Here is a 21,655-nt window from a genome sequence, read left to right as displayed (position 1 = left end):
GGCAAAAAGAAGGGGCCGTCCGCGATACGGACGGCCCCATTCGGTGCTGCTCGGTGTTGATCAGTGGTTGCGCGGGAAGCCCAGGTCCACGCCCGACGGGCCGTCGGCCGGGTCGGGCCAGCGGGTGGTGACGACCTTGCCTCGGGTGTAGAAGTGCGTGCCGTCGTTGCCGTAGATGTGGTGGTCCCCGAAGAGGGAGTCCTTCCAGCCGCCGAACGAGTGGTAGCCCACCGGGACCGGGATCGGGACGTTCACGCCGACCATGCCGGCCTCGATCTCCAGCTGGAAGCGGCGGGCGGCGCCGCCGTCCCGGGTGAAGATCGCGGTGCCGTTGCCGAAGGGGGAGCTGTTGATCAGCGCCACGCCCTCGTCGTACGTGTCGACGCGCAGGACGCAGAGGACCGGGCCGAAGATCTCGTCCTGGTACGCCTTCGCCGTCGTCGGCACCTTGTCGAGGAGCGAGATGCCGATCCAGTGGCCGTCCTCGAAGCCCTCGACCGTGTAGCCGGTGCCGTCGAGGACGACCTCAGCGCCCTCGGCCGCCGCGCCGGTGACGTAGGACGCCACCTTGTCGCGGTGGACCTTGGTGATCAGCGGGCCCATCTCGCTCGTCGGGTCGTTGCCGGGGCCGATCTTGATCTTCTCGGCGCGTTCGCGGATCTTCTCCACCAGCTCGTCGCCGATCGAACCGACGGCGACGACGGCCGAGATGGCCATGCAGCGCTCGCCCGCCGAGCCGTAGGCCGCCGAGACCGCCGCGTCCGCCGCCGCGTCGAGGTCGGCGTCCGGGAGGACCAGCATGTGGTTCTTGGCGCCGCCGAGGGCCTGGACGCGCTTGTGGTTCGCGGCCGCTGTGGTGTGGATGTAGCGGGCGATCGGCGTCGAGCCTACGAAGGAGACCGCCTTGACGTCCGGGTGCTCCAGGAGGCGGTCGACGGCCACCTTGTCGCCGTTGACGACGTTGAAGACGCCGTCCGGAAGGCCTGCCTCCGCGAGGAGTTCAGCGATCTTCAGGGACGCCGACGGGTCCTTCTCGGAGGGCTTGAGGACGAAGGTGTTGCCGGTCGCGATGGCGATCGGGAACATCCACATCGGCACCATCGCCGGGAAGTTGAACGGCGTGATGCCCGCGACCACGCCCAGGGGCTGGCGGATCGACGAGACGTCCACCTTGGACGCGACCTCGGTCGACAGCTCGCCCTTCAGCTGCACGGTGATCCCGCACGCCAGGTCGACGATCTCCAGGCCGCGCGCGACCTCGCCCAGCGCGTCGCTGTGCACCTTGCCGTGCTCGGCGGTGATCAGTTCGGCGATCGCGTCCCGGTTGGCGTCCAGCAGCGCGCGGAACTTGAACAGGATCGTGGTGCGCTTGGCGAGGGACGAGGTGCCCCAGGTCGCGTACGCGTCCTTGGCGGCGGCTACGGCCGCGTCGACCTCGTCGACGGTCGCGAAGGCGACCTTGGTGGTGACCGCGCCGGTCGCCGGGTCGGTGACCGGCCCGTACGTGCCCGACGCGCCTTCGACGGTCTTGCCGCCGATCCAGTGGTTGACGATCTTCGTCATGGCCAGATGCTCCTTCACAGATGGCGGCGTCGGGTGGAGACGTGCCGTTCGTACAGCTCACGTGCCTTGACCGCGGACGATCGGGTCGCGGTCGCGGCCACAGGTACATCCCACCAGGCCTGCGCGGGAGGCGCGCCCGACACTGTGTCTGCGGTTTCGGTCTCCACGTAGACACATGTGGGAGTGTCCGCGGCCCGCGCCACGGCGAGTGCCTCGCGCAGGTCGCTGACGGTCTTCGCGCGCAGCACGCGCATGCCGAGGCTGGCCGCGTTCGCGGCGAGGTCGACGGGCAGCGGGGCGCCGGTGTAGCTGCCGTCGTCGGACTGGTAGCGATAGGCGGTGCCGAACCGCTCGGCGCCCACCGACTCCGACAGCCCGCCTATCGACGCGTACCCGTGGTTCTGTATCAGCAGGACCTTGATCGCGATGCCTTCTTGTACGGCGGTCACGATCTCCGTCGGCATCATCAGGTACGTGCCGTCGCCGACCAGCGCCCACACCTGCCGGTCCGGGGCGGCCAGCTTCACGCCGATGGCGGCCGGGATCTCGTAGCCCATGCAGGAGTAGCCGTACTCCACGTGGTACTGGTCGAACGACCGCGTCCGCCACAGCTTGTGCAGATCGCCGGGGAGCGAGCCCGCCGCGTTGATCAGGATGTCCGACTCGTCGACGATCTCGTCCAGCGCGCCCAGGACTTGGGGCTGCGTGGGGCGTACGTCGGGCTCCTCGGCCTCGTAGCAGGCGTCGACGCGCTGTTCCCAACGCTCCTTGTCCTCGCGGTACTCGGCGATGTACGAGGGTGCTACCCGGTAGCCGTCCGGGCCCAACTCCTCGGCCAGCGCGGCCAGTCCACTCCGGGCGTCCGCGATCAGCGGCTGGCCGGCGAGCTTGTGGCCGTCGTAGGCAGCGATGTTGAGGTTGAGGAAGCGGACGCCGGGGCGTTCGAAGAGGGTGCCGGAGGCGGTGGTGAAGTCGGTGTAGCGGGTGCCGATGCCGATCACCAGGTCGGCGAGGCGGGCGAGTTCGTCGGCGGTCGCGGTGCCGGTGTGGCCGATGCCGCCGACGTCCTGGGGGTGGTCGTGGTTCAGGGAGCCCTTGCCGGCCTGGGTCGAGGCGACGGGGATGCCGGTGGCCGCCGCGAACTCGGCGAGGGCGGCCTCGGCACGGCTGTGGTGGACTCCGCCGCCCGCGATGATCAGGGGACGCTTGGCCGCCCGAACTGCCCTTACCGCTTCGGCGAGTTCGGCCGGGTCGGCGGCCGGTCGCCGTACGTACCAGGTGCGTTCGGCGAAGAACTCGTCCGGCCAGTCGTGGGCCTCGGCCTGAACGTCCTGCGGGAGCGCGAGAGTTACGGCACCGGTCTCGACGGGGTCGGCGAGTACGCGCATGGCGTTCAGGGCCGCGGGGATCAGGGCTTCCGGCCGGGTGACGCGGTCGAAGTACTTCGACACCGGGCGCAGACAGTCGTTGACCGACACATCGCCCGCGTACGGGACTTCGAGCTGCTGGAGCACCGGGTCGGCGGCGCGGGTGGCGAAGGTGTCGCCGGGGAGGAGCAGCACCGGGAGGTGGTTGATCGTGGCGAGCGCGGCGCCGGTGACGAGGTTGGTGGCGCCGGGGCCGATGGATGTCGTCACGGCGTGCGCGGACAGGCGATTCGACTGACGCGCGTAGCCGACTGCCGCGTGGACCATGGACTGTTCGTTGCGGCCCTGGTGGTACGGCATGTCGTCTTCGTACTCGAGGAGTGCCTGGCCGAGGCCGGCCACGTTGCCGTGGCCGAAGATGCCCCAGGTCGCGCCGATCAACCGCCGTCGTACGCCGTCGCGTTCGGTGTACTGGGCGGACAGGAAGCGTACGAGCGCCTGCGCGACCGTGAGCCTCGTCGTTGAGGTCATCGGTAAACCTCTGTGCTTTCTACGTGGGCCGGGTGGAAGCAGATCCGCCACTCCCTCGTCTCACCTGGCCCCGCCATGACGTTCAGGTAGTACATGTCGTGACCCGGCTGGGCGATCGACGGGCCGTGCCAGCCATCGGGCACGAGCACGGCGTCGCCGGAGCGGACCTCCGCGAGGACGTCGGATCCGCCCTCACGGGAGGGGAATACGCGCTGATAGCCGAAACCGTTCGGGCCGTCGATCTCGAAGTAGTAGATCTCCTCCAACTCGGCTTCCTCGCCCGGCCGTTGTTCGTCGTGCTTGTGGGGCGGGTACGAGGACCAGTTGCCGCCGGGCGTGATCACCTCGACGGCGATGAGCTTGTCGCAGGCGAAGGCGTCGGCGGAGGCGAAGTTGCGGACGCGGCGAAGGCAGGTGCCGTCGCCTCGCCGTTCCACGGGAACCTCCGGCGCGGGGCCGTAGCGAGCGGGGAGTCGTCGCTCGCACTTCGCTCCTGCCAGGGCGAAGCGGCCTCCCGCGCCGGAGGCGATCTTGACCTGGGCGTCGCGGGGTACGTACGCGAAGTCGGTGACTCCGGCGAACACGCTTTCCCTGCCCAGGAGTTGGAACTCTTCGTCCATAATTCGCACGGTACATCCACCACTGAGCGGAAGCACGATCCACTCGCTGTCACCGGTGGTGAAGTGGTGCGTCCCGCCCGGCTCCAGCTCGACGACCCGCAGACTGCTGTGGGTCCATCCGGCCCGCTTGGGGTCGATGTCCACGGCGTACTGCGCGTTGGCGGCGGAGCCCTTGGGGACGTACAGCTCGGGAACGTACGGCTCGGCGGTCGTCATAACGCGGCCCTCACAGCAGTCCTACGGCGGTGTCCACGGCGGCGGAGACGTCTCCGTCCGGCGGGTAGAGCAGCGAGCGGCCTACCACCAGGCCGCGGACGGTGGGGAGTTGGAGGGCGCCGCGCCACTTCTCGTAGGCGCCGTCCTGGTCGTCGCCGACCTCGCCGCCGAGGAGGACGGCGGGGAGGGTGGAGGTCTCCATGACCTGGGCCATGTCGTCCGGGTTCTCGGTGACCGGGAGCTTGAGCCAGGTGTAGGCCGAAGTGCCGCCCAGGCCCGAGGAGATGGCGATGGACTTGATGACGGCCTCGGCGGAGAGATCGTTCTTCAGCTTGCCCTCGTCGGTGCGGCGGCTGATGAACGGCTCGACGAACAGCGGGAGTCGGCGCGCGGCCATGTCGTCGATGGCACGGGCGGTGGACTCCAGGGTGGTCAGCGAGCCCGGGTCGTCGTAGTCGATGCGCAGAAGCAGTTTGCCCGCGTCGAAACGGAGGCGCTCGATGTCCTGGGCGCGGTGGCCGGTGAAGCGGTCGTCGAGTTCGAAGCTCGCGCCCTGGAGGCCGCCGCGGTTCATCGAGCCCATGACGACCTTGCCGTCGAGGGCGCCGAGGAGGAGCAGGTCGTCGAGGATGTCGGCGGTCGCGAGGACGCCGTCGACGCCGGGCCGGGACAGCGCGAGGCAGAGGCGTTCGAGCAGTTCGGCGCGGTTGGCCATGGCGAACTTGTGGTCGCCGACGCCGAGCGCGCCGCGGGCCGGGTGGTCGGCGGCGACGATCATCAGCCGGCCGGCGTCGTTGAGGAGGGGCCTGCGGACGCGGCGGGCGGCGGCCTCGGCGATCGCCTCGGGGTGCCGGGCGCGGACGCGGACGAGTTCGGAGATGTCGACGCGGGGGCCGGTGCCGGTACCGGTACCGGCGGTGCCTCCCTCGTGGCCCGAGGGTCCGGAGGGATCCGTGAGACCGGTGAGACCGTCGCCGCCCCCGTGCTCGTGCTCGGCGCCCGCCACGCGGCCGGCCCTCACAGCACTGCTCCGGCCGCGATCGCGCCCTCGACCTCGGCGACCGTGGGCATCGCGGACGAGCACTCCAGGCGCGAGGCGACGATCGCGCCGGCCGCGTTGGCGTACCGCATGATCTTCTCCAGGTCCCAGCCGGCCAGCAGGCCGTGGCACAGAGAGCCGCCGAAGGCGTCACCGGCGCCGAGTCCGTTGAGGACGTTCACGGGCAGCGGGGGCACCTCGGCGGACTCTCCGGCCCGGTTGACCGCGAGGACGCCCTTGGGGCCCTGCTTGACCACGGCGAGTTCGACACCGGCGTCCAGGAGCGCCTGAGCTGCGGCGTGCGGCTCGCGCACTCCGGTGGCGACCTCCACCTCGTCGAGGTTGCCGACGGCGACGGTGGTGTGGCGCAGGGCCTCCTCGTAGAAGGGGCGGGCCGCGCTCGGGTCCTTCCAGAACATCGGCCGCCAGTCGAGGTCGAAGACCGTCGTACCGGACTTGGCGCGATGGGCGAGGGCCGCGAGCGTGGCCGTACGGCTGGGCTCCTCGCTCAGGCCGGTGCCGGTGATCCAGAAGATGCGGGCCTCGTGGATCGCGTCCAGGTCCAGCTCGTGGGCGTCGATCTCCAGGTCCGGGGCCTTGGGCTGCCGGTAGAAGTACAGCGGGAAGTCGTCCGGCGGGAAGACCTCGCAGAAGGTGACCGGGGTGGGCAGGCCGGGGACCGGGGTGACCCAGCGGTCGTCGACGCCGAAGTCGCGCAGCGCCTCGTGCAGGTAGGTGCCGAAGGGGTCGTCGCCCGTGCGCGTGATCACGGCCGTGGCGCGTCCCAGGCGGGCCGCGGCCACCGCGACGTTCGTCGCCGAGCCGCCGAGGAACTTCCCGAAGGTCGTCACCTGGGGCAGTGGCACGCCCGTCTGCAGCGGATAGAGGTCCACCCCTATCCGCCCCATGGTGATCAGGTCGTACGCCATCGACATCCCCATTCGTTTCGGCTCTCCACGGTTTGTAGTCCCGTGGGCCGAGCGCTGTCAATGTTTTGTCCAGACATTCGGACGATACGTGGACGGCTGGTCGTTTGTCGGGTGCGGGTCCGTCGTGGTTGCTCGCGCAGTTCCCCGCGCCCCTATCGGGGCGCTGTCGTGCCGTAGGACTATCAGTGGATGTCTGTTGCTGCTGTGCGCGTCCGTGCCGGGCAGGGGCCCGGCGGGTCCTGGGAGACCGTGCTCGGTTCGCCCCACCCCGGACTGCGACCCGGGGTCATCAGTTATCGCGGGATACGGCTCGCGCTGGCGCGGCCTCGGGCTCGGCTCGAGGTGCCTATCGGGGCCGCGACTCTGTTGCTCGGGTTCGAGGGGACCGTGCGGATCTCTCGGGCCGGGCGGGAGACGGCGGAGCTTGCTTCCGTTTTCTGTGGGCCTACGACCACTGCGGCGCTCGGTGAGCACAGTGGGCGGCTCGCGGGGGTCGAGGTGCTGCTGATGCCGTGGGCCGCGTTCACGCTGTTCGGGACGGCTCAGCACGAACTCGCCGACCGGGTGGTGGACCCCGACGAACTGCCCCACGACCTCGGCTCCCGCTGGGCGAGCATCGGCGAACTGGCCGCCGCGCTCGCCGCGTTGCCGACCTGGACCGCCCGATTCGGGCTGCTGGACGACGTGTTCACCCGCTGGTCGGCGGCCGGTACGCCGAGTTCGGCGCGGGTGGTACGGGCCTGGTCGGAGCTGGTGCGCACCTGGGGCGCGATGCCGGTGCCCCACCTCGCCGACGAAGTGGGCTGGAGCGTACGGCAGTTGGAGAACCGTTTCCGGGAGCAGATCGGACTCGGCCCCAAGGCGGCGGCCCGCGTACTGCGGTTGCAGCGCGCCCGGCGACTCCTCGCGGCCGGTCGCAGCCAGGCGGAGACCGCGGCGGTCTGCGGTTTCTACGACCAGGCGCACCTGAGCGGCGAGTTCAGGGCGATGACGGGGTGCACGCCGGGTCAGTTCACGGTGGCCCGGGTGAGTCCGCCCACGGGGCGGACCGGGGCGCCGGCCGGGGACCGGATGACGGGCGAGGCGACGAGTCTGCTGCTCGCTCCGGGCCGTGGTGCGGATTTCTCCAAGACCGGTCGCGCGCGTTGATGCAGGCTGAGCGCCTGGCCGCCCGTTGATCCCTGGGGACGCGCAGGCCTCCAGGGGTCGCCGGGCCGGTGGACGGGGGCACGGGGGGGCACCACGGGGGGCACGGGGGTGCCGGGAACGGGGGGTGCAGGGAAGCCGGTGGGCCGGGCCTGACGCAGCGGGTCCGGCCCACCTTGCTGCGCCCCCCTTTCCCTCCTGTGCCAACCCTTCCCCTCACGTGTCAACGCGCCGCGCCCTTGCGCCCGCGTGCGCCTTTGCGTCACCTGTGTCACAAAAGCCCCCCTCGTGTCACACATGTCGCGTGTACGCGGGTCTTGCGTCACACCCGACCCACAGGCACTGCCCCTTCCTCACTCTGTGTCGTTGACCGGGCACAGGCTTTGTGATCGCCAGCGCAGCGCACGGCTCCCCCGACGGCCGCCCCCGGCCGCCGCCGCAGCGCGCGCAGGGAGGTGCACTCATGACCGACCGACGGCTCTGGTCGTACAAGGAAATCGCGGCCCACATCCGGGTCCAGCCGGACACCGTCCGCTCCTATCGCAAGCACGGCCTGCTGCCCCCGCCCGACCACGTGGAGAGCGGCAAGCCGTACTGGTACGCCGACACGGTCCGGGCCTGGGTCGCCTCCCGGCCCGGCAACCGGGGCCGTAGGGACGACTGATCCCGAGTCGGTGCGCCGACGCGGTACCGGCCGGACTGCACCGGTGCCGCGTTGGCGTCCACTGCCGCATCGGCGTCCAGCATGGTCCGGTGGGCCTGGTCCGGCACGGGAAGCGCACGGGTAGTCATACGACAATCCACTTTTGGTGCGGAGTAATTCCATCGCCACCCGACACTCCCTGCTCAGCGGGCATTTGACGGTGTGAGCATTTCCCATATGGCTCGTTATCTTTTCGACAACGCTGCCGTCCAGACGGCAGGGCGTTTCTCCGTACTCGAATCCCGCTACGACACCGCGTCCAGAAGGGCGTTGGAGCGGACCGGGCTCGGCCCGGGGTGGCGGTGTCTCGAAGTCGGCGGTGGCGGCGGGTCGTTGGGCGACTGGCTGGGCGAGCAGGTCGGGCCGGAGGGCGCGGTGACGGTCACGGACATCGAGCCGGCCCGCGCCGCGTCCCGGCCCCGGGCGGCGAACGTACGGCTGCTGCGGCACGACATCACCCGCGATCCGCTGCCCGGCGACGGTTTCGACCTGGTGCACGCGCGGCTCGTACTGCTCCATCTGCCCGAGCGGCTAAGGGTGTTGGAGCTGCTGGTCGGTGCCCTGCGGCCGGGTGGCTGGCTGGTCCTCGAGGAGTTCGACTGCGGCTGGACTCCCGTGCTCGCCGCGCCCGACGACAGCGCGGTACTGCTCTTCGAGCGCGTGCACGGCTCCCTGATGACCCTGCTGGAGAAGGCCGGTGCCGAACCGCTGTGGGGCCGGCACGTGGTGCGGGCGATGCTGCGGGCCGGGCTGACGGAGGTCACGGCGACGACGTACGCGGAGGCCTGGCCCGGCGGCGGTACGGGGATCGGCCTGCACCGCGCCAACACCGAGCAAGTCACCGCCGGCCTCGCCGAGTTGGGTGTCACGACCGCCGAGGTGGACGCCTTCCTCGCCCTGCTGGCCGACCCGCGCTTCGTCGTCAACTCCTACCCCCTGATCAGTGCGCTGGGCCGCCGCCCGGAAGAGGGTTCCTCGCGATGACCACCGATCGCCGTGTCAACTACCTGGAAACCCATGCGCCGTTGACGGAAGATCCCCTCGCCCTCATGGCCCGGCTCGCCCGCAGCGGCCTGTACGACCAGTACGCGGTGTACGAGAACGGCCCGGAATGGTCGTACGCCGGCGGCGCGCTCGCCACGTTCCGGCTGGGCCCCGAGGTCTGTCGTACGGAAGGTGTACGGGATCTGTCTGCCGTCGACGAGTGGCTCGCCGCGCTGCCGGTGACCGGGTGGCGGGTCTACGGCTGGGCCGCCTTCGAGTTGGGGGCGGCGCTGGCGGGGGTGCACATGCGTGACGTCGACGGCGATGGCGGCGGCGAGGGAGACCTGTTGTATCTGGTCGTGCCGGCCAGCGAGGTGCGGGTCGAGGGCGACCGGGTGCTGGTGCGCGCGGCGGATGCGGGTGGGCTGGACCAGCTGGTCGGGCTCGTCCGCACCCAGGGGGAGTTCCGTGCCCCGGGGGAGTTGGGCGCCCCTGTATCTGCCGAGCGAGTCAGTGTGCCGTTGGAGGACACCGGCGGTTATCGCGACGCCGTCGCCGATGCCCTGAACGACCTGCGCGGGCCAGGCCCGTTGACGAAGGTGATCCTGTCGCGGCGGGTCGCGGTGCCCGTGCCGCTGGATCTGACCGCCACCTATGTCGTGGGGCGGCGGGCCAACACACCCGCGCGGTCCTTCCTGTTGGACCTCGGCGGTATCGGCGCGGCCGGCTTCAGCCCGGAGACCGTCGTCGAAGTCACCGGCGACCGGCGGGTGGTGAGCCGTCCGCTGGCCGGGACCCGGGCCCGCACCGGCACGCCGGACGAGGACGCCCGACTGCGCGCCGACCTGCTGAGCGACCCGAAGGAGATCCACGAACACGCCATCTCCGTGAAACTGGCGCTGGAGGACCTCGCCCTCGTCTGCGACGACACCTGCGCCACCGAGTACATGACCGTCGCGGAACGCGGCACCGTCCAGCATCTCGCCTCGACGGTCGTCGGCCGCCTCCGCGCCGACCGCACCCCGTGGCAGGCCTTCGCCGCCCTGTTCCCCGCCGTCACCGCCACCGGAATCCCCAAGACACCCGCCTACGACCTGATCCGCGCGCTGGAGGACCAACCCCGCGGCCTCTACGCCGGTGCCGTCCTCACCTACGACTCCTCCGGCGCCCTCGACGCCGCGCTCGTCCTGCGCAGCGTCTTCCAACAGGGCGGCCACTGCTGGCTCCAGGCCGGCGCCGGAATCGTCCGGCACTCACACCCGTCCCGCGAACACGAGGAGACCTGCGAGAAGCTCCGGAGCATCGCGGCGCACTTGGTTCCTGCGCCGGACCGCTGACGGCCGATGCGGTTGCCACTCAGGGGTCGTCTCGGAGGTCAGCTCCACGGCTCGATGACCGTCACCCCCGCCCCCGGTGCCGTGCCCATCGCCGCCAGTGCGGCCGGGGTCTCGGCCAGGGTGATCGTGGAGGTGGCCAGGAGGTCGGGGCGCAGTACGCCTGTTCTGACCAGCTCCAGCATGGGCGGGTAGGTGTGGGCGGCCATGCCGTGGCTGCCGAGGAGTTGGAGTTCCAGGGCGATCGCCCTGGCCATGGGGACCGGGGTCGTACCGGAGGGCGACGGGAGGAGGCCCACCTGGATGTGGCGGCCTCGGCGGCGCAGGCCGTTCACCGAGGCGGCGCAAGTCGCGGGTGAGCCCAGGGCGTCCAGGGAGAGGTGGGCGCCGCCGCCCGTCAGGTCGCGTACCGCCTGCGCCGTGTCCGGGGTGCTCGCACCGTCCACGCACTCCGCCGCCCCGAACTTCCTTGCCAGGTCCAGCGCTTGGGGCGACACGTCGACGGCGATGACACGGGCGCCCGACGCCGCCGCGATCATCACCGCCGACAGGCCGACTCCCCCGCAGCCGTGCACCGCGACCCACTCCCCCGCCGCGACCCGCCCCTGCTGCACCACCGCGCGGAACGCCGTGGCGAACCGGCAGCCGAGCGAAGCCGCTGTCGCGAAGGACATTCCGTCGGGGATCGCCACCAGGTTCACGTCGGCGTGGTCCAGGGCGACGTACTGGGCGAAGGAACCCCAGTGTGTGAAGCCCGGCTGGGTCTGGCGTTCGCACACCTGCTGGTCGCCGGCGGCGCATGCCGGGCAGGTTCCGCAGGCGCACACGAACGGTACGGTGACGCGGTCTCCGGGGTGCCAGTTCGTCACCCGGGTGCCCACCGTCTCGATCACGCCGGCGAGTTCGTGGCCCGGGACGTGGGGCAGGGTGATGTCGGGGTCGTGGCCCTGCCAGCCGTGCCAGTCGCTGCGGCAGAGGCCGGTGGCTTCGACCCTCACGGTCACTCCGTGGGCTGCGGGGCTGGGGTCGGGTACGTCCCGTACCTCGGCGGGTTCACCGTATTGCTCGAACACCACCGCTTTCATTTGGGCTCCCATCGCCGTTTTTGTCTGCGGGTACGTCGTGGCTGGTCGCGCAGTTCCCCGCGCCCCTAAGGGGGTTCTCTCCTCCCTCGCTTACACCGAACCGGTCGTGGAAGCGGCGCAGCGGGGCCGGTGCCCACCAAGTGGCCTCGCCTGTAAGGCGCATGATCGCCGGGACCAGCAGGCTGCGGACCACCATCGCGTCCATCAACACCGCCAGCGCGATGCCCAGGCCCAGCATCTTCGTGTTCGTCACCCGGGACGTGCCGATCGCGATCATCACCACCGCCAGGATCACCGCCGCCGCCGTGATCAGCCCGCCCGTGCGCTGGAGGCCGTGGCGGACCGCCTCGTTGTGGTCGCCCGTGCGGTCGTACTCCTCCTTGATGCGGGAGAGCAGGAACACGCCGTAGTCCATGGAGAGTCCGAAGGCGACGCAGAACATCAGGACCGGGAGGGTGGTTTCTATGGAGCCGGTGCTGGTGAAGCCGAGCAGGCCGGAGAGGTGGCCGTCCTGGAAGACCCAGACCACCGCGCCGAACATCGCGGTGAGGCTGAGCGCGTTGAGCAGTACCGCCTGGATCGGGATCAGCACGCTGCCGGTCAGGAGGAAGACCAGGAGCAGGGTGACCACGGCGATGAGGACGGCGGCCCAGGGCAGGCGGGTCGCTATCGCGTGCTTGGAGTCGACCAGGACGGCCGCCGTACCGGTCACCTTGGTGGTGAAGGGGGCGTCCGTGGCGCGCAGGTCACCGACCAGGCGCTGGGCCGCGGCGTCGACCGCCTCGCCCTTGGGCAGCACCGTGAAGTACGCGGAGTCGCCCTTCACCAGGGGGCCGTCCACCCGGGTCACCTCGGGGAGTCGGGAGATTCTGGCCTTGTACTCGGTGTACTGCGCCGGTGTCGCCCGGCCCTCGGCGAGCACTTCGAGGCCGCCGCCGGGGTTGCCGGGGAAGCCGTCCCGGATGTGCTGCTGCACGACGTGCGACTCGGCGCCCGAGGGCAGTTGGCGGTCGTCCGCGGTGCCGAACTTGACGCCGAGGAAGGGCAGTCCGAGGAGGACGAGGACGGCTGTGGTGGCGAGGGCGAAGAAGGGGGCCCTGCGCATCACGAGGGTCGCCAGGCGGGCCCAGGCCGTGCCTTCCTCGCCGGAACCGGACGTCTGCGCGGGCCTGCCTCGGCGGAACAGGCGTCGTAGGTCCAGGGAGTTGACCCGGTGGCCGAGCAGCAGGAGTGCTGCCGGGAGGAGGATCAGGGCGGCTGCCGCTGCCAGGAGCACCACGGCGATGCCCGCGTAGGCGAAGGAGCGCAGGAAGTACATCGGGAAGACGAGCATCGCGGCCAGGGACACCGCGACCGTGAGGGCGGAGAAGAGCACCGTGCGGCCGGCTGTGCGCAGGGTGGTGGCGATGGCGGGCAAGGGCTCGGCGCCGGTGGACAGTTCCTCGCGGAAGCGGCGGACGATGAAGAGGGCGTAGTCGATGGCAAGGCCCAGGCCCAGGGCCGTGGTGAGGTTGATCGCGAAGACCGAGACGTCGGTGAACTCCGTGAGGCCGCGCAGCACCGCGTTCGTCCCGAGGATCGCGACGATGCCGATGCCGAGCGGGAGCAGGGCCGCTATCGCGGAGCCGAAGACCATCACCAGAAGGAGGAGGGTCACGGGCAGGGCGATCATCTCGGCGCGGGCGAGGTCCTCCTTGATGGTCGTCTGCATCTCGTGGCGGACGGCGACGATGCCGCCGACCTTGACCCGCACCGGGCCGTGGGTGCCGCGGAGGGCGGGCGCGATGCGGTCCAGGGTGTCGGTCGTCGTCTTCTCGTCGCCCGTGAGGTGGGCGGCGATCAGTGCCTCGTGTCCGTCCTTCGCGCGCAGGGCGGGGGATTTGGTCTGCCAGTAGGAGCCGACACCTATGACGCCCCGCTCGCCGGTCAGCCGGGCGGTGAGGCGGTCGGCCTCGGCGGCGACCGCCGGGTCGTCCACCGAGGCGCCGCCGGAGTCGACGAGGAGCAGGAGGTTGGGCTGCGAGGCCGGGAACTCGCGCTCCAGTGCCTTGGTCGCGTACGTCGACTGGGCGTTCGGGTCCTCCCAGCCGCCGCTGCCCAGCCGGTCGGCGACTCCGCTGCCGGCCACCACGGCCAGCGCGGTGAGCACGAGGGCCACGAGCAGCGACAACCGTGGGCGGGCGGTCACGAAACGCGTCCATCCCCCGAGGCGCGGTGGGCTGTTGACTTCGGTCATCGTGCGGTGCTCCCCTTCACCTTGACCCGGCCTCCGAGCAGACCGGAGGCATGGGTCGGCCCTGCAATAGAATGGCAAACACGAGAGATCGCTCGCGTTTCGCCGGAGCACCAGAATGCGAGCGGCCGCTCGTGTTTGTCAACGTCGTTCGGAGAGCTGGGGATAACTCGTGTCCGTGGACCAGGAGAAGACAAGCCCCCGCCGCCAGGCCCGCGGCGAGCGCCGCATCGCCCAGCTGCTGGAGGCCGCCGCCAACGTCTTCTGCACGACCGGCTACACGGCCTCCAGCACCAACGCCATCGCCCGCGAGGCCGGCGTCTCACCGGGCACGCTCTACCAGTTCTTCCCGAACAAGGAAGCGATCGCGATCGAGCTGGGCGACCGGCTCATCCACCAGATGCGGGAGACCACCGGCGAGGCGCTCGCCGCGGTCGACCCGTCGACCCCGCTGGAGGAGGCCATCGGCACCCTCGTCGACCGCTTCACCGCCTTCAGCTGCCAGCACCCGGTGTTCTTCGCCCTGATGCACGGCCCGGACATCCCCGGCCGGCTCACCGAAGAGCACGACGCGCTGCACGCGCACCTGCTCGGCCAGGTCGAGGCACTCATCGCGGCGTTCCTGCCCGGCGCCCCCGCCGCCGACGTCACCCGTACCGCACACCTGTGCCTGGGCCTCTACAAGGCCGGCCTGGAACTGGTCCTCTCCCACGAGGGCAGCGAACGCGACGCGTACGTCCGGGAGTTGAAGAACGTCCTGATCCGCTATCTGGAACCCCTGCTCACCGAGTACCGGGCCACCGCGGACCTCACCACGACTCGGACCCCCTGACCGCTCCCTCGGGCCCCACCCGCTCCCCCCGCAACCGCAGCGCGACCAGCGGAAACACCAGCACGGACACCATCGCCGCGCCCACCAGCGCGGCCGCGTCCGCCGTCTTCAGGACCTTGTCGTCGACCCCGATGGTGGTGATGGCGACGACCAGGGGCAGCGCGGTCGAGGCGAGGAGGGTGAGGGCGCGCCGGTCCCGTCGTAGGAGATCGCGCGGGGCGAGGGCGTAGACCGGAAGGCCTCGGACAAGGAGGAAGAGGGCCAGGAACACCGGCAGGAGCAGCAGGGCGTGGCCGCCTGACAGCAGGGCGTCCAGGTCGAACTCGATGCCGGTGACGACGAAGAACACCGGGACCAGGAAGCCGAAGCCCATCGCCTCGACCCTCTCCAGGACCGAACCCGCGCTCTCCGGGGCCGCGCCGTGCAGCACCAGGCGGGTGATCAGGCCGGCGGCGAAGGCGCCGAGGAGGGTGTCGAGGCCGAGGGCCTGGGAGATGCCCAGCATGACTGCCAGGAGGAGCACCACCAGCCGTACGGCGAACTGGCCGCTGCTGTGCAGGGTCTTGGCGATGACCCGGGAGAACCACGGCGGACGCGGGCGCATCGCCCACCACACCGCCCCGGCAGTGAGGAGCGCGAACGCGGCCAGCAGGGCCGTGGAGCGGCCGGGCGCGCGGCCGCTCAGCAGCAGCGCCATCGCGATGACCGGCCCGAACTCCCCCACCGCGCCGAACGCCAGCATCACGGAGCCGAAGCGCGAGTGCAGGTCCCCCGCGTCGCGCAGCACCGGCAGGACCGTGCCGAGGGCGGTGCTGGTGAGGGCCGTACCGACGTAGACGCCCTTGGACCAGCCGGAGAGGAGGGTGGCCAGGGCCAGGCCGACGGCCAGGGAGATCAGCCACGCGCGTACCGACCGTTTGAGCGTGTCGCCTCGGATCCTGTCGAACTCGATCTCGTATCCGGCGAGGAAGATCAGCATCGTCAGACCGAGGTTGGACAGGGTGTCGATCACCTGTCCGTCGCCCGCCCAGCCGAGTACGTCCGGGCCTACGACGATGCCCAGCAGGATCTCGAAGATGACCAGCGGGACCGGTAGCCAGCGGCCGATCCCGTAGGCCAGTAGGGGCGCCAGTACGGCGATGGCCATGATCAGGACGAGCGTCCCGGGCTGCGACATGAGGCGTATCTACCATAAAGTTCCGGTAAATCTGCCCTGTAGGAGTACGAGGGGATTTGCCGTGACCTACTCTCCGCCGCCCGGCGCGCCCCGGGCCCGTATCCCCGGGCCGCAGCAGCCGCCGCCGACGTACCCCCAGATCCGTACCGGCCTGTGGAAGCACTGCCTGGGCGGCGGGCTGGCACTGTGGGTACTGACCGCGCTGGTCACGTACGCGACGAAGAACACCACCCTCCTGCCGACGCTGATCCTGCTCGGCAGCTTCCTGGTGCCGGTCACCTTCGTCCTGTGGGCGTACGAGCGGCACGGGCGCGACCTGGGCGTCAGCGTGATCCTGGGCTGCTTCCTGACCGGCGGCACGCTCGGGGTGCTGGGCGCCTCGGTGATGGAGTACTACCTGCTGCACCCCTCCCTGTGGATGTTCGTCGGCGTCGGTCTCATCGAGGAGGCCGTGAAGCTGGGGGCACTGATGTTCGTGCTGCGCCGGCAGCCCCGCCTGCACGGGATTCGCGCCGGCCTGGTGCTCGGCGCGACGGTCGGCTTCGGCTTCGCGGCCCTGGAGAGCGCCGGGTACGCCTTCAACGCGGCCGTCTCCACCAAAGGCATCGATCTGCGGGCCCTCCTGGAGACCGAGATCCTGCGCGGGGTTCTCGCGCCCTTCGGGCACGGCCTGTGGACGGCGGTCGCGGGCGCCGTCCTGCTCTCCTACCGACAGCTGAACGGTCGCTTCCGCTTCGCCGGCCCGGTCGTCGGCACGTATCTCGGCGTCTCGTTGCTGCACGCCCTGTGGGACTCGACGCACGGCATCGCGATCTGGCTGGTGGCCCGACTGTCGGGCGCGGGCCTGGACAAGCAGCTGTTCGCCCAGGGGTACATCCCGACTCCGACCGACCAGCAGGAGCATCTCTTCACGATGTTCTCGGTGGGCGGAACGGCACTCGTGGCGCTGTTCGGCGTCGCCTGGGTGCGGTCGCTGGCCCGTCGCGACCCCTCTTGGAGAAATACCCCCTAGGGGTATACTCTGGGTTCCAGAGTGAGCCACCGTGGGCCACTCCGACCCCAACTGCCTCCACACGCCTCCACGAGGAGAACGACATGACCGCCCAGACCGACACCCAGGGTTCCGTCACCACCGTCTACAAGGTGAGCGGGATGAGCTGCGGACACTGCGAGGGCTCCGTCTCCGGCGAGATCTCCGGGCTGCCCGGTGTCAGCTCGGTGAAGGCCGTCGCGTCGACCGGCGAGGTCACCGTCGTATCCGCCGCCCCGCTCGACGACGAGGCCGTCCGCGCGGCCGTCGACGAGGCGGGCTTCGAGCTCGTCGGCCAGGCCTGAAGCAGCACCGGCACCACACTTCTGTTCTCCGACCGGGCCGTGCCGACCAGCTGATACTGGCTCCGTGCGGTCCGGTCCGATGTCTGGAGTCCGGACATGACCAGCACCACCACGATCGGCACCACCGCAGAAACTCCTATAGCCGCGGCCCCCGAAACCGCCGAAGCGGCCGAGGTCGAGCTGCTCATCGGCGGGATGACCTGCGCCTCCTGCGCGGCCCGCGTCGAGAAGAAGCTCAACCGCATGGACGGCGTCAGCGCCACGGTCAACTACGCGACCGAGAAGGCGAAGGTCAGCTATCCGGCGGGCATCCAGGTCGCCGACCTGATCGCGACCGTCGTGAAGACCGGGTACACCGCGGAGGAACCCGCGCCGCCGGCACCCGAGACACCGTCCGCTCCTGAGGCCGATCCCGAACTCGCCTCGCTGCGCGAGCGGTTGACCGTCTCCGCCGTCCTCGCGCTGCCCGTGGTCCTTCTCTCGATGATCCCGGCCCTGCAGTTCGACAACTGGCAGTGGCTCGCGCTCACTTTGGCCGCGCCGGTCGTCGTCTGGGGCGGACTCCCGTTCCACCAGGCCGCGTTCACCAACGCCCGGCACGGCGCCGCCACCATGGACACCCTCGTCTCGGTCGGCACGCTGGCCGCGTTCGGCTGGTCGGTGTGGGCGCTGTTCTGGGGCGACGCGGGCATGGCCGGCATGCACGACGAGTTCCGTCTCACCGTCTCGCGCACGGACGGCGCCTCGACGATCTACCTCGAAGTGGCCGCCGGAGTCGTCGCGTTGATCCTGCTGGGCCGCTATCTGGAGGCCCGTTCCAAGCGCCGCGCGGGAGCGGCCCTGCGCGCGCTGTTCGAACTGGGCGCCAAGGACGTGGCAGTTCTGCGGGACGGACGTGAAGTACGGGTCCCGGTGGCCGAGTTGGCGGTCGGCGACCGTTTCGTCGTACGGCCCGGGGAGAAGATCGCGACCGACGGCACCGTCGTCGAGGGCGTCTCGGCGGTCGACGCGTCGATGCTGACCGGCGAGTCGGTACCGGTGGACGTGGCACCGGGTGACACGGTCACCGGCGCGACGGTGAACGCCGGCGGACGGCTGGTCGTAGAAGCGAGCCGGGTCGGGTCGGACACTCAACTCGCCCGCATGGCACGGCTGGTGGAGGACGCGCAGAACGGCAAGGCCGAGGTGCAGCGGCTCGCGGACCGGATCTCCGGGATCTTCGTGCCGGTGGTCCTGCTGATCGCGGTCGCCACGTTCGGGGTGTGGCTAGGCGTCACGGGCGATGTGGCCGCCGCGTTCACCGCGGCCGTCGCCGTGCTGATCATCGCCTGCCCGTGCGCGCTGGGCCTGGCCACCCCGACCGCTCTCATGGTCGGCACCGGCCGCGGCGCCCAACTGGGCATCCTGATCAAGGGTCCCGAGGTGCTGGAGTCCACCCGCCGCGTCGACACGGTCGTCCTCGACAAGACCGGCACGATCACCACCGGCCGCATGACCCTCCAGGAGGTCTACGTCGCCGAAGGCACCGACGAGCGGCAGTTGCTGCGGCTCGCGGGCGCCCTGGAGCACGCCTCCGAGCACCCCGTCGCGCGGGCCGTGGCGGCGGGCGCGGAGGAGCGGGTGGGACCGCTGCCGTCGGCCGAGCACTTCGAGAACGTGCCCGGCCGTGGCGTACGCGGGCGCGTGGAGGGCCGTGAGGTGGCCGTGGGGCGCCTCTTCGACGTTCTTCCGGAGGAGTTGGCCCACGCCAGGTCCGAGGCCGAGAGCGGCGGCCGTACGGCCGTGGTGGTCGGCTGGGACGGAGCGGCGCGCGGAGTCGTCGCGGTCGCCGACGCGGTGAAGGAGACCAGCGCGGAGGCCGTACGGGAGTTGCGCGCGCTCGGGCTCACCCCGGTGCTGCTGACCGGCGACAACCGCGCGGTCGCGGAATCCGTGGCGGCCGCCGTCGGGATCGCCCCCGGGGATGTCATCGCCGAGGTGCTGCCCGAGGACAAGGTCGACGTCGTACGACGGCTGCAGGGCGAGGGGCGGACCGTCGCCATGGTGGGCGACGGGGTCAACGACGCCGCCGCGCTCGCCACCGCCGACCTGGGTCTCGCGATGGGTACGGGGACGGACGCGGCGATCGAGGCGAGCGATCTGACGCTGGTGCGCGGGGACCTGCGGGTGGCCGCGGACGCGATCCGGCTGTCCCGGAAGACGCTGAGCACCATCAAGGGCAATCTCGTGTGGGCTTTTGGATACAACGTGGCGGCTCTTCCGCTGGCCGCCGCGGGCATGCTGAACCCCATGATCGCGGGGGCCGCGATGGCCTTCTCCTCGGTGTTCGTGATCTCCAACAGCCTGCGACTTAGGACATTTCGCTGAAGTTCCGCAAAGTTACCGGGAGTTACGGGAACCTGAAGTAAGAGTCCCCCTAGAGACGGAGGACGGCCTCACATAAGCTCTTCACAAGGCTCGCGCATCATCCTTACGCTGGGGCCCCGACCACGACATCGGGGCTCTTGCGCACCTAAGGGACATATGCAAGAGACGCAGATCACAGTGGTGTGAACGTAACCATCGAAGGGGTTCGAAGGTCTAAGTTGACGATGTCAGCAAGCGTCTTGGGGGGCGCGAACTGGCATCTGAGGATGTCTTGGGGGACTTCCTCAGAGATGCGTTGCCGGGACACGTACACCGGGGAGCTTTGAGCGGCCCTCCCGTCGTGCGGTGTCCCGGCAGATCGCACACATCACTGGCTCCACCCAGTAGTACGAGGAGTTTTGCTCGTTCTGCTCAGTTCAACGAAGTCCAGTTTCATCGGGCTTCGGCACGACAGCGATTCAGGCGCTGGTTCTCCAAGGCGCCCGGCCGGATCCCGTGGGGGGAATCCGCACCGGGACATGGGAAGGCGCCCTGTACGCCGGCCCGTGGGGGGACCGTCGGCAGGGCGCCTTCTTCCATCTTTTTTTGAGGCTCGGTTCGCCTCCGGGGCGCAGAAGTCGGTGTCGAGAGCCCGATCGTGCTCGACCCTGCGGGCCTCCGCGCGCTCGCCCTCTCGACACCGACGCGCCCCTTCGGCTCACTCGCCGACGTGGGGCGAGGGGGTCGAAAGGGCGCGGTCTTGCCGTGGTCCGGAGTTTTGCAGTGCTCCGGAGTTGCTGCGGCGCCCCTTCCCTCAGGGACGCCGGGCACTGCTGCTTTTAGGGGCGCGGGGAACTGCGCGACCAGCCCCCACCGGGCCCGCAGTAAACGAACTACGCGGACCCAGCGGAGCGATCAGCGGCCCTCGACCGGGATGAAGTCCCGCTCGACGACGCCCGTGTAGATCTGGCGCGGGCGCCCGATGCGGGAGCCGGGCTCCTTGATCATCTCGTGCCACTGGGCGATCCAGCCCGGCAGGCGGCCCAGGGCGAACAGAACCGTGAACATCTCGGTCGGGAAGCCCATGGCCCGGTAGATCAGGCCGGTGTAGAAGTCGACGTTCGGGTAGAGGTTGCGCGAGACGAAGTAGTCGTCGGAGAGCGCGTGCTCCTCCAGCTTCAGCGCGATGTCCAGCAGTTCGTCGGACTTGCCGAGGGCCGAGAGGACGTCGTGCGCGGCAGCCTTGATGATCTTCGCGCGCGGGTCGAAGGACTTGTACACCCGGTGGCCGAAGCCCATCAGGCGGACGCCGTCCTCCTTGTTCTTCACCTTGCGGATGAAGGAGTCGACATCGCCGCCGTTGGCCTGGATGCCTTCCAGCATCTCCAGGACCGACTGGTTGGCGCCGCCGTGCAGCGGGCCCCACAGCGCGTTGATGCCGGCCGAGATCGAGGCGAACATGTTGGCCTGCGAGGAGCCGACCAGACGGACCGTGGAGGTCGAACAGTTCTGCTCGTGATCCGCGTGCAGGATCAGCAGCTTGTCGAGCGCGGAGACGACGACCGGGTCGAGGTCGTACTCCTGGGCCGGGACCGAGAAGGTCATGCGCAGGAAGTTCTCGACGTAGCCGAGGTCGTTGCGCGGGTAGACGAACGGGTGGCCGATCGACTTCTTGTACGCGTACGCCGCGATCGTCGGAAGCTTCGCGAGCAGCCGGATCGTGGAGAGGTTGCGCTGCTTCTCGTCGAACGGGTTGTGGCTGTCCTGGTAGAAGGTGGACAGCGCCGAGACGACCGACGACAGCATCGCCATCGGGTGGGCGTCGCGCGGGAAGCCCTTGTAGAAGTTCTTGACGTCCTCGTGCAGCAGGGTGTGCTGCGTGATGTCGTTCTTGAACACGGTGAGCTCGTCGACGGTAGGCAGCTCGCCGTTGATGAGCAGGTAGGCGACCTCCACGAAGGTGGAGCGCTCGGCCAGCTGCTCGATCGGGTAGCCGCGGTACCGGAGGATGCCCTGCTCACCGTCGAGGTAGGTGATGGCGGATTTATAGGCGGCGGTGTTCCCATAACCGCTGTCCAGCGTCACCAGACCGGTCTGGGCACGGAGCTTCCCGATGTCGAAGCCCTTGTCGCCGACGGTGCTGTCGATCACCGGGTAGGTGTACTCGCCGTCGCCGTACCGCAGTACTACAGAGTTGTCGCTCACGTCATCCCTC

17 protein-coding genes are annotated in these 21,655 nt (G+C 70.1%); 8 read left to right on the top strand and 9 right to left on the bottom strand.

The annotated features are described in order from the left end of the window. Positions 1-60 precede the first annotated feature (60 nt). The 5 genes from mmsA to iolC form a co-directional block, all read right to left on the bottom strand. Entirely contained in the window at positions 61-1,563 is a 1,503-nt protein-coding gene (gene mmsA / locus OO70_RS14250) for a CoA-acylating methylmalonate-semialdehyde dehydrogenase (RefSeq protein ID WP_043669506.1), read from the bottom strand. Between the two features lie 14 nt (positions 1,564-1,577). After that, entirely contained in the window at positions 1,578-3,461 is a 1,884-nt protein-coding gene (gene iolD / locus OO70_RS14245) for a 3D-(3,5/4)-trihydroxycyclohexane-1,2-dione acylhydrolase (decyclizing) (protein ID WP_043669503.1), read from the bottom strand. Beyond that, positions 3,458-4,297 (bottom strand): 5-deoxy-glucuronate isomerase, encoded by an 840-nt coding sequence (iolB, locus tag OO70_RS14240; RefSeq protein ID WP_043669500.1) that lies wholly within the window; start codon positions 4,295-4,297, stop codon positions 3,458-3,460. The genes iolD and iolB overlap by 4 nt, the downstream gene beginning before the upstream one ends. A gap of 10 nt (positions 4,298-4,307) precedes the next feature. After that, positions 4,308-5,177, bottom strand: a complete 870-nt coding sequence (locus OO70_RS14235; protein WP_043669932.1) for a Cgl0159 family (beta/alpha)8-fold protein — start codon at positions 5,175-5,177, stop codon at positions 4,308-4,310. A gap of 137 nt (positions 5,178-5,314) precedes the next feature. Then, positions 5,315-6,265 carry a 5-dehydro-2-deoxygluconokinase gene (gene iolC, locus OO70_RS14230; protein ID WP_043669929.1) on the bottom strand — a complete coding sequence of 317 codons (951 nt, stop codon included), beginning with the start codon at positions 6,263-6,265 and terminating at the stop codon, positions 5,315-5,317. A gap of 189 nt (positions 6,266-6,454) precedes the next feature. Between iolC and OO70_RS14225 the strand changes: the two genes are divergently transcribed. The 4 genes from OO70_RS14225 (at position 6,455) to OO70_RS14210 (ending at position 10,435) form a co-directional block, all read left to right on the top strand. Continuing rightward, on the top strand, positions 6,455-7,414 hold the full coding sequence (locus tag OO70_RS14225; RefSeq protein WP_078651402.1) for an AraC family transcriptional regulator: 960 nt from the start codon (positions 6,455-6,457) through the stop codon (positions 7,412-7,414). Between the two features lie 460 nt (positions 7,415-7,874). After that, positions 7,875-8,075 carry a helix-turn-helix transcriptional regulator gene (locus tag OO70_RS14220; protein ID WP_019065707.1) on the top strand — a complete coding sequence of 67 codons (201 nt, stop codon included), beginning with the start codon at positions 7,875-7,877 and terminating at the stop codon, positions 8,073-8,075. A gap of 216 nt (positions 8,076-8,291) precedes the next feature. Beyond that, on the top strand, positions 8,292-9,098 hold the full coding sequence (locus OO70_RS14215; RefSeq protein ID WP_043669497.1) for a class I SAM-dependent methyltransferase: 807 nt from the start codon (positions 8,292-8,294) through the stop codon (positions 9,096-9,098). After that, positions 9,095-10,435 (top strand): salicylate synthase, encoded by a 1,341-nt coding sequence (locus tag OO70_RS14210; protein WP_043669494.1) that lies wholly within the window; start codon positions 9,095-9,097, stop codon positions 10,433-10,435. Before OO70_RS14215 ends, OO70_RS14210 begins: the two co-directional genes overlap by 4 nt. Before the next feature lie 38 nt (positions 10,436-10,473). On the opposite strand, the gene OO70_RS14205 is transcribed toward OO70_RS14210, so the two are convergent. Both OO70_RS14205 and OO70_RS14200 read right to left on the bottom strand, forming a co-directional pair. Next, positions 10,474-11,517: a zinc-dependent alcohol dehydrogenase family protein gene (locus OO70_RS14205; protein ID WP_043669490.1), complete on the bottom strand. Its 1,044-nt coding sequence runs from the start codon at positions 11,515-11,517 to the stop codon at positions 10,474-10,476. Continuing rightward, on the bottom strand, positions 11,486-13,753 hold the full coding sequence (locus OO70_RS14200) for an MMPL family transporter (RefSeq protein WP_043669486.1): 2,268 nt from the start codon (positions 13,751-13,753) through the stop codon (positions 11,486-11,488). Before OO70_RS14200 ends, OO70_RS14205 begins: the two co-directional genes overlap by 32 nt. Positions 13,754-13,922: 169 nt before the next feature. On the opposite strand from OO70_RS14200, the gene OO70_RS14195 reads away from it, so the two are divergent. Further along, a complete protein-coding gene (locus OO70_RS14195) occupies positions 13,923-14,582 on the top strand; it encodes a TetR/AcrR family transcriptional regulator (RefSeq protein ID WP_043669484.1) in 660 nt (219 codons plus the stop codon). Here OO70_RS14195 and OO70_RS14190 read toward each other — a convergent pair. After that, entirely contained in the window at positions 14,560-15,759 is a 1,200-nt protein-coding gene (locus tag OO70_RS14190; RefSeq protein ID WP_043669483.1) for a cation:proton antiporter, read from the bottom strand. The two genes, OO70_RS14195 and OO70_RS14190, sit on opposite strands and share 23 nt — an antisense overlap. Before the next feature lie 61 nt (positions 15,760-15,820). Between OO70_RS14190 and OO70_RS14185 the strand changes: the two genes are divergently transcribed. From OO70_RS14185 to OO70_RS14175, 3 genes are all read left to right on the top strand, one after another. Further along, positions 15,821-16,771 (top strand): PrsW family intramembrane metalloprotease, encoded by a 951-nt coding sequence (locus OO70_RS14185; protein WP_043669480.1) that lies wholly within the window; start codon positions 15,821-15,823, stop codon positions 16,769-16,771. An 83-nt stretch (positions 16,772-16,854) separates the two neighbouring features. Then, entirely contained in the window at positions 16,855-17,094 is a 240-nt protein-coding gene (locus OO70_RS14180; protein ID WP_019056516.1) for a heavy-metal-associated domain-containing protein, read from the top strand. A gap of 96 nt (positions 17,095-17,190) precedes the next feature. Next, positions 17,191-19,461, top strand: coding sequence for a heavy metal translocating P-type ATPase (locus OO70_RS14175; protein ID WP_043669477.1), 2,271 nt, complete (start codon positions 17,191-17,193; stop codon positions 19,459-19,461). Between the two features lie 894 nt (positions 19,462-20,355). Here the strand turns inward: OO70_RS14175 and OO70_RS14170 are convergent. Continuing rightward, the gene (locus OO70_RS14170) at positions 20,356-21,645 is read right to left on the bottom strand and encodes a citrate synthase (protein ID WP_043669475.1); all 1,290 of its coding nucleotides are present in this window, start codon (positions 21,643-21,645) and stop codon (positions 20,356-20,358) included. Positions 21,646-21,655 lie beyond the last annotated feature (10 nt).

Origin of the sequence: Streptomyces xylophagus (genome assembly GCF_000716435.1) — a bacterium.
GTDB classification, from domain to species: Bacteria; Actinomycetota; Actinomycetes; order Streptomycetales; family Streptomycetaceae; genus Streptomyces; species Streptomyces xylophagus.
The sequence above is the reverse complement of the archived record's forward strand: the minus strand, read 5'-3'. Positions and strand labels throughout refer to the sequence as shown.

Bases quoted from the DNA above. Each gene is read 5' to 3' on its own strand.
- OO70_RS14205 (WP_043669490.1), bottom strand. From the start codon at position 11,517: ATGAAAGCGGTGGTGTTCGAGCAATACGGTGAACCCGCCGAGGTACGG.
- OO70_RS14180 (WP_019056516.1), top strand. From the start codon at position 16,855: ATGACCGCCCAGACCGACACCCAGGGTTCCGTCACCACCGTCTACAAG.
- OO70_RS14220 (WP_019065707.1), top strand. From the start codon at position 7,875: ATGACCGACCGACGGCTCTGGTCGTACAAGGAAATCGCGGCCCACATC.
- OO70_RS14225 (WP_078651402.1), top strand. From the start codon at position 6,455: ATGTCTGTTGCTGCTGTGCGCGTCCGTGCCGGGCAGGGGCCCGGCGGG.
- mmsA (WP_043669506.1), bottom strand. From the start codon at position 1,563: ATGACGAAGATCGTCAACCACTGGATCGGCGGCAAGACCGTCGAAGGC.
- iolB (WP_043669500.1), bottom strand. From the start codon at position 4,297: ATGACGACCGCCGAGCCGTACGTTCCCGAGCTGTACGTCCCCAAGGGC.
- OO70_RS14215 (WP_043669497.1), top strand. From the start codon at position 8,292: ATGGCTCGTTATCTTTTCGACAACGCTGCCGTCCAGACGGCAGGGCGT.
- OO70_RS14200 (WP_043669486.1), bottom strand. From the start codon at position 13,753: ATGACCGAAGTCAACAGCCCACCGCGCCTCGGGGGATGGACGCGTTTC.
- OO70_RS14175 (WP_043669477.1), top strand. From the start codon at position 17,191: ATGACCAGCACCACCACGATCGGCACCACCGCAGAAACTCCTATAGCC.
- iolC (WP_043669929.1), bottom strand. From the start codon at position 6,265: ATGGCGTACGACCTGATCACCATGGGGCGGATAGGGGTGGACCTCTAT.
- iolD (WP_043669503.1), bottom strand. From the start codon at position 3,461: ATGACCTCAACGACGAGGCTCACGGTCGCGCAGGCGCTCGTACGCTTC.
- OO70_RS14190 (WP_043669483.1), bottom strand. From the start codon at position 15,759: ATGTCGCAGCCCGGGACGCTCGTCCTGATCATGGCCATCGCCGTACTG.
- OO70_RS14210 (WP_043669494.1), top strand. From the start codon at position 9,095: ATGACCACCGATCGCCGTGTCAACTACCTGGAAACCCATGCGCCGTTG.